Origin of the sequence: Microbacterium sp. Kw_RZR3, assembly GCF_029222405.1 — a bacterium.
GTDB lineage: Bacteria > Actinomycetota > Actinomycetes > Actinomycetales > Microbacteriaceae > Microbacterium.
Window position 1 is genome coordinate 22,069 of the sequence record NZ_JARHXC010000113.1, and the last position, 6,619, is coordinate 28,687.

The 6,619-nt window shown below is 70.6% G+C and carries 3 protein-coding genes; all 3 read left to right on the plus strand.

Annotation, left to right across the window (positions count from 1 at the left end):
* Positions 1–4 precede the first annotated feature (4 nt).
* From P2P98_RS06195 to P2P98_RS06205, 3 genes are read left to right on the plus strand one after another with little or no spacing between them, the layout of a single operon-like run.
* Entirely contained in the window at positions 5–3,412 is a 3,408-nt protein-coding gene (locus P2P98_RS06195; RefSeq protein ID WP_275798200.1) for a pyruvate carboxylase, read from the plus strand.
* A gap of 46 nt (positions 3,413–3,458) precedes the next feature.
* A complete protein-coding gene (locus P2P98_RS19225) occupies positions 3,459–6,029 on the plus strand; it encodes a MinD/ParA family protein (RefSeq protein WP_345799707.1) in 2,571 nt (856 codons plus the stop codon).
* Positions 6,026–6,517: a peptide deformylase gene (locus P2P98_RS06205; protein ID WP_275798201.1), complete on the plus strand. Its 492-nt coding sequence runs from the start codon at positions 6,026–6,028 to the stop codon at positions 6,515–6,517. The genes P2P98_RS19225 and P2P98_RS06205 overlap by 4 nt, the downstream gene beginning before the upstream one ends.
* The last annotated feature ends 102 nt before the right edge of the window (positions 6,518–6,619 follow it).

Sequence of the window (6,619 nt, forward strand, 5' to 3'; positions counted from 1 at the left end):
GCGCATGTTCTCGAAGATCCTGGTCGCCAATCGCGGGGAGATCGCGATCCGCGCGTTCCGCGCCGCCTACGAGGTCGGTGCGCGCACGGTCGCGGTCTATCCGTACGAGGATCGCGCCTCGCTGCACCGCCTGAAGGCCGACGAGGCCTACCAGATCGGTGAGCGCGGTCACCCCGTCCGCGCGTACCTCGACGTCGACGAGATCATCCGGGTCGCTCGGGAGTGCGGAGCGGATGCCATCTACCCCGGCTACGGCTTCCTGTCCGAGAACCCGGAGCTCGCCGAGAAGGCGGCCGCGCACGGCATCACGTTCATCGGCCCACCGGCGAAGGTGCTCTCCATGGCGGGCAACAAGGTCACCGCGAAGGAGCACGCGATCGCCGCGGGCGTCCCGGTGCTCCGCTCGACGCCGGCCTCCGACGACATCGACGCGCTGCTGGCGCAGGCGGAAGAGATCGGGTTCCCGCTCTTCGCCAAGGCCGTCGCCGGCGGGGGAGGACGCGGCATGCGTCGCGTCGAGACGCTCGGCGAACTCGCCCCGGCCCTCGCCGAGGCGATGCGTGAGGCCCAGAGCGCGTTCGGCGACCCGCGCATGTTCCTCGAGCAGGCCGTGCAGCGCCCGCGTCACGTCGAGGTGCAGATCCTCGCGGATGCCACGGGCGAGACGGTCCACCTCTTCGAGCGCGACTGCTCGGTGCAGCGGCGCCACCAGAAGGTCATCGAGATCGCGCCGGCTCCGAACCTCGACGACGCGATCCGTCAGGATCTGCACCGCTACGCGGTCGCCTTCGCGCGGTCGATCGGCTACCAGAACGCGGGAACGGTCGAGTTCCTCCTCGAGACCGCGGGACCCCGAGCGGGAGAGGTGGTCTTCATCGAGATGAACCCCCGCATCCAGGTCGAGCACACGGTGACCGAGGAGGTTACCGACGTCGACCTCGTGCAGTCGCAGATGCGCATCGCCGCGGGGGCGACGCTCGCCGACCTGCACCTCGAGCAGGGCGACATCCACCTGCGTGGCGCTGCCCTCCAATGCCGCATCACGACGGAGGACCCGACGCAGGGCTTCCGCCCCGACACGGGCAAGATCACCACGTACCGCTCGCCCGGTGGTGCCGGCATCCGCCTCGACGGCGGCACGACGGCCGCGGGCTCGCAGGTCAGCCCGCACTTCGATTCGATGCTGTCGAAGCTGTCGTGCCGTGGGCGCGACTTCCCCGCGGCGGTCGCCCGAGCCCGCCGCGCGCTGGCGGAGTTCCGGATCCGCGGCGTCTCGACGAACATCCCGTTCCTGCAGGCCGTCCTCGACGATCCGGCCTTCGTCGCCGGCGACCTCAGCACCTCGTTCATCGACGAGCGTCCCGAGCTGCTGCGCGGGCGCGAGTCGAAGGACCGCGGCACCAAGATCCTGTCGTGGCTCGTCGACACGACCGTCAACCGTCCGAACGGTGAGAACCCGCTCTCCGTCGACCCGGGTGCCAAGCTCCCCGCGATCGACCTCGTGGCTCCGGCCCCCGCGGGATCGCGCCAGCGCCTGCAGGAGCTCGGTCCTGCGGGCTTCGCGAAGGCCCTGCGCGAGCAGACCGCCCTCGCGGTCACCGAGACCACCTTCCGCGACGCCCACCAGTCGCTGCTCGCGACCCGCGTCCGTACCCGCGATCTCGTGCGCGTGGCGCCGTACGTCGCCCGCATGACACCCGGTCTGCTCTCGGTCGAGGCGTGGGGAGGGGCGACCTACGACGTCGCTCTGCGCTTCCTCGGCGAAGACCCGTGGGAGCGGCTCGACGCGCTGCGCGAAGCCCTGCCGAACGTCGCGCTCCAGATGCTCCTCCGCGGCCGCAACACGGTCGGCTACACCCCGTACCCGACGGAGGTGACGGATGCCTTCGTTGCCGAGGCGGCGGCATCCGGAGTCGACATCTTTCGCATCTTCGACGCCCTCAACGACGTCTCGCAGATGCGTCCCGCGATCGACGCGGTGCTGAACACCGGCACCGCGGTCGCCGAGGTGGCCGTCTGCTACACCGGCGACCTGCTCGATCCGGCCGAGAAGCTGTACACGCTCGACTACTACCTGGCCCTGGCCGAGCAGATCGTCGACGCGGGAGCGCACATCCTCGCGATCAAAGACATGGCGGGTCTGCTCCGCCCGGCCGCGGCGGCGAAGCTCGTGTCGGCGCTGCGCGAGCGCTTCGACCTGCCGGTACACGTGCACACGCACGACACCGCGGGAGGACAGCTCGCGACCCTGCTGGCCGCCTCGGCGGCGGGGGCGGATGCCGTCGACGCGGCCGCCGCACCCATGGCGGGCACCACGAGCCAACCGTCGCTGTCCGCCCTTGTCGCAGCCCTCGCCCACACCGAGCGGGACACCGGGCTCGACCTGTCCGCGGTCAGCGACCTCGAGCCGTACTGGGAGGCCGTCCGCCACCTGTACCGTCCGTTCGAGTCGGGCCTCGCGGGTCCCACCGGTCGCGTGTACCGGCACGAGATCCCGGGCGGGCAGTTGTCGAACCTGCGGCAGCAGGCGATCGCCCTCGGCTTGGCCGACGACTTCGAACTCATCGAGGACATGTACGCGGCCGCCGACCGCATCCTCGGGAGGGTGCCCAAGGTCACTCCGTCGTCGAAGGTGGTGGGCGACCTCGCTCTGCATCTCGCGGCGGTCAAGGCCGACCCGGCGGACTTCGAGCAGAACCCGCAGAAGTACGACGTGCCCGACTCGGTCGTGTCCTTCATGGCGGGCGAGTTGGGCGACCTTCCGGGCGGCTGGCCCGAGCCGTTCCGGTCGAAGGTACTCGCCGGGCGAGACGCGAAGATCGGGGTGACCCCGCTCACCGACGACGACGCGACGGCCCTGGCGGGGGAGTCCGCGGACCGGCGTGCACGACTGAACCGGCTCCTGTTCCCGGGGCCCACCCGGACGTTCGAGGAAACCCGCGACGCCTACGGCGACCTCAGCGTGCTCGACACCGCCGACTACCTCTACGGGCTGCGCGCGGGCGGCGAGCACACGGTCGAGATCGAACGCGGCGTCCAGCTGTTCGTGGGGCTCGAGGCGGTGGGTGAGGCCGACGACAAGGGCATGCGCACCGTCATGACCACCCTGAACGGACAGCTCCGCCCCGTGTTCGTCCGCGACCGATCGATCGACGTCGAGGCCCGCCAGGCCGAGAAGGCCGACACCTCCAAGCCCGGTCAGGTCGCCGCCCCGTTCTCGGGCGTGGTGACGCTGAAGGCGGCTCCGGGCGACCGGGTCGCGGCCGGTCAGGCCGTGGCATCCATCGAGGCGATGAAGATGGAGGCCGCGATCACCTCGCCCGTCGACGGGGTCGTCGAGCGGGTTGCGATCGCTAGCACACAGCAGGTGGAAGCGGGAGACCTTTTGCTGGTAATCCGCCCCGCGCAGTAACCTGGGAGGGGGCGCTTTCGCGCCCTCTTCCCGTTTGGAGACTGCAGTGACCCCCGACCGCACCGACGCGAACCCCGACGAGAACGCCGAGCACGGCGTCCTCGACGAGAGCGGGAATCTCGACACAGCCAGCATCACCATCCTCGGCGGACACATCGCGCAGGTCAGTGTCGACCTGCCCGTGACCTCCGACGAAGACGACATCGACGACGACGTGGTCGAAGACGAGGTGCCGGTCGACGAAGCCGAGATCCGCATGTTCGAGAACATCGGCTCCCCGTTCACCCTCGACAGCGGAGCCGAGGCGCCCGCTCTCACCCACGTTCCCGAGCCGCAGGTCGACCCGCGGCCGTCGGAGCACGACGACGCGCACGTGGAGCATCTCGCGACCGGCGACATCATCCTCGAACCCCATGACGACGCGGATGCCGAGAACGACGACGACCTCGAGGTGCACGACGCCGAGATCGTCGGTGAGTCGCCGACGGAGGAGCCCGACGAGCCTGTCGCGGCCGCCCCGCGCGACGAGGTGTTCGTCCCGGCGTTCGATGACGAGCGCGTCGAACCGCAGGTGATCCTGTCGACCGACGCGTTCGACCCGACGCCCGACCCGCAGCAGCTCGTGCTGTCGACCGACGTGTTCGAGCCGGAGGACGTGGGATCTCAGCCCGAGGGGGAGATCACCCCGGAGGACGCCTCCGACGACCTCGCCTCCGACGATCTCGCCTCGGACGACCTCTCCGTCGATGACCTCGCCGTCGAGGATGCCACCGTCGAAGAGCTCGCCGAGGATCTCGCTGATGATCTCGCCGCCGAGGACGCTTCCGACGAGGAGTTCGTCGCGCGGGAGCCCGCCGAGCAGGAGCCGGCCGAGTCGGAGGCACCAGGGGCGGAGAACTCCGACAGCACGGAGACCGATCGCGCGGAGACCGAGCCGGCAGGGGTGGAGTTCGCGGAGGCGGAGTCCATCGAGGCCGCCCACGCCGACGGCTTCAACGCCGGGGACGAGGACGACCTCGAACCCGAGCACCTCGAACCGGAGCACCTCGAACACGAGCACCTCGAACACGAGCACTCGGACCTCGATCCGGCTGAGCCGGAGCGGGGTGAACGTGAGCACGACGACGCGGAGGTCGTCGACGTCGAGCCAGCGGCGGATGAGCTCGAGAACCCCGAGCTCGAGAACCCCGATTTCGAGAACCCCGAGCTCGAGACCGCCGAGTCCGAGACTGACGAACCCGCCACGGATGAGCCCGAACGGAACGAGGTCGACATGAGCGAGTCCGACGCGAGCCCAACCGAGGCGAACGCGGTTCCGGAGGCCGACGCGGCGCGAGCGGTCGCGGCCGACTCCCCGGAGCGCGATGATCTCGACGCCGAGCAGGCTTCCGGTGCCGTCCCGAGCGCGGAGACCGCGCCCGCCGCGGCTCCGGCCACCGGTGCGACCCCCACGACCAGCGCGGTCCCGATCACGACCGGCTCCGTCCCCCGCACCCGTGCGGAGCGCGCGGCGACGGGAACGATCGGCACCGTGCCCCTCACCCGGCGTGAGATCCACCAGGCAGATGAGGCGGCCCGCGTCGACCGCGCGCACGCGACCGAGCGCGTCCGGACCCCGGGTTCCGACCTGACGCTCGCGTCGAAGCGGCTGAGCTCGATCGACGATGCGCGCGAGAGCCCCGATCTGCTCACCGCCGACCGTCTCCTCGACCCGCGTCAGGTCGCCCGGCCCGAGCCCGAGGGGTTGTGGCAGCAACTCGTGTATTCGATGTCCGGTCACCGCATCAACCTCGGTGACGGCCGCCGCGCCCGCGAGCGCAAAGAGCTCGACCGTCGCATCGCCGCACCGCTTGCGGGAGGCGCCCGCTTCGTTCCGGTCCTCTCCCGCAAGGGCGGCGTGGGCAAGACCACGGTCACCTCGCTCCTGGGAATGGCGCTCGCCGACGCGAGAGACGACCGTGTCATCGCCGTCGACGCCAACCCCGACCGCGGGACGCTCGCGGACCGCGTGGGCCGACCGAACGGCCGCACGGTGCGAGATCTCGTGCGCGCGCACGACGAGGTCGACGGCTACCACGACGTGTCGTCGATCGTGGCTCGGGATGCCACGCGCCTCGACGTCCTGGCATCCGATTCCGATCCTCGGGTGTCCGAGGCTTTCAGCGACGACGACTACCGTCAGGTCGCCGACGTCGCCGCGCACTACTACTCGATCGTGCTGACCGACACCGGCACGGGCATCGTCCACTCGGTGATGGAGGCGACGCTCGAGCGCGCGGACTCCCTCGTCGTCGTGGCCGGACTGTCGGTCGACGAGGCGCGGCTGGCCTCCGAGACCCTGACCTGGCTCGAGACCAACGGCTACGCGGATCGCGTGCGCTCGGCCGTCGTGGTCCTGAACTCCGCTCGACCCGGCACGCCGCTCGTGCGCGAGAGCGAGCTCGAAGCGCACTTCCGCACGCGCGTGCAGACGGTCATCCGGATGCCGTACGACCCGCGGATCGCGGCCGGCAGTGCGATCTCGTTCCGCGATCTTCAGCCCGAGACCCGTCTGGCCGCCCGCGAACTGGCCGCGGCCGTCGTGGAGGGCCTGCGCGCCCCGGTGGCGGCAGCATGACCGTTCGGCCCATCCGCCTGTTCGGCGATCCGGTCCTGCGCGCGCCGAGCGCGACGATCGAGACGATCGACGACGGCATCCATGCGCTCGTCCGCGACCTCCTCGACACCGTCGAGCCCCCTGGGCGCGCCGGGGTCGCCGCCCCACAGATCGGTGTGGGGCTGCGCGCGTTCAGCTACAACATCGACGGCGACATCGGTTACGTGCTGAACCCCGTGCTGGTCGAGACCCGCGGCGAGCCGCAGCTCGTGGGGGAGGGATGCCTCTCCGTCCCGGGGCTCTGGCACGAGGCGACGCGCTACCCGTGGGCAAAGGTCGTCGGAATCGATCTCGACGGCAGCGAGGTCGTGCTCGAGGGCGAGGGCTTGCTGGCGCAAGCGCTCCAGCACGAGACCGACCACCTCGACGGCATGCTGTACCTCTCGCGTCTTCCCGCCGAGACACGGCGTGAAGCCATGCGCCAGATCCGCGAGAGCGACTGGTTCTGACCGGTCGACCCTGTCATGACAGCAGGGGATGCCACGGGGACAGGCCGTTTCGTCGCGGATTCCCCTGTTCCCGCGGCATCCCCTGTTCTCGGCGCAGCGAAA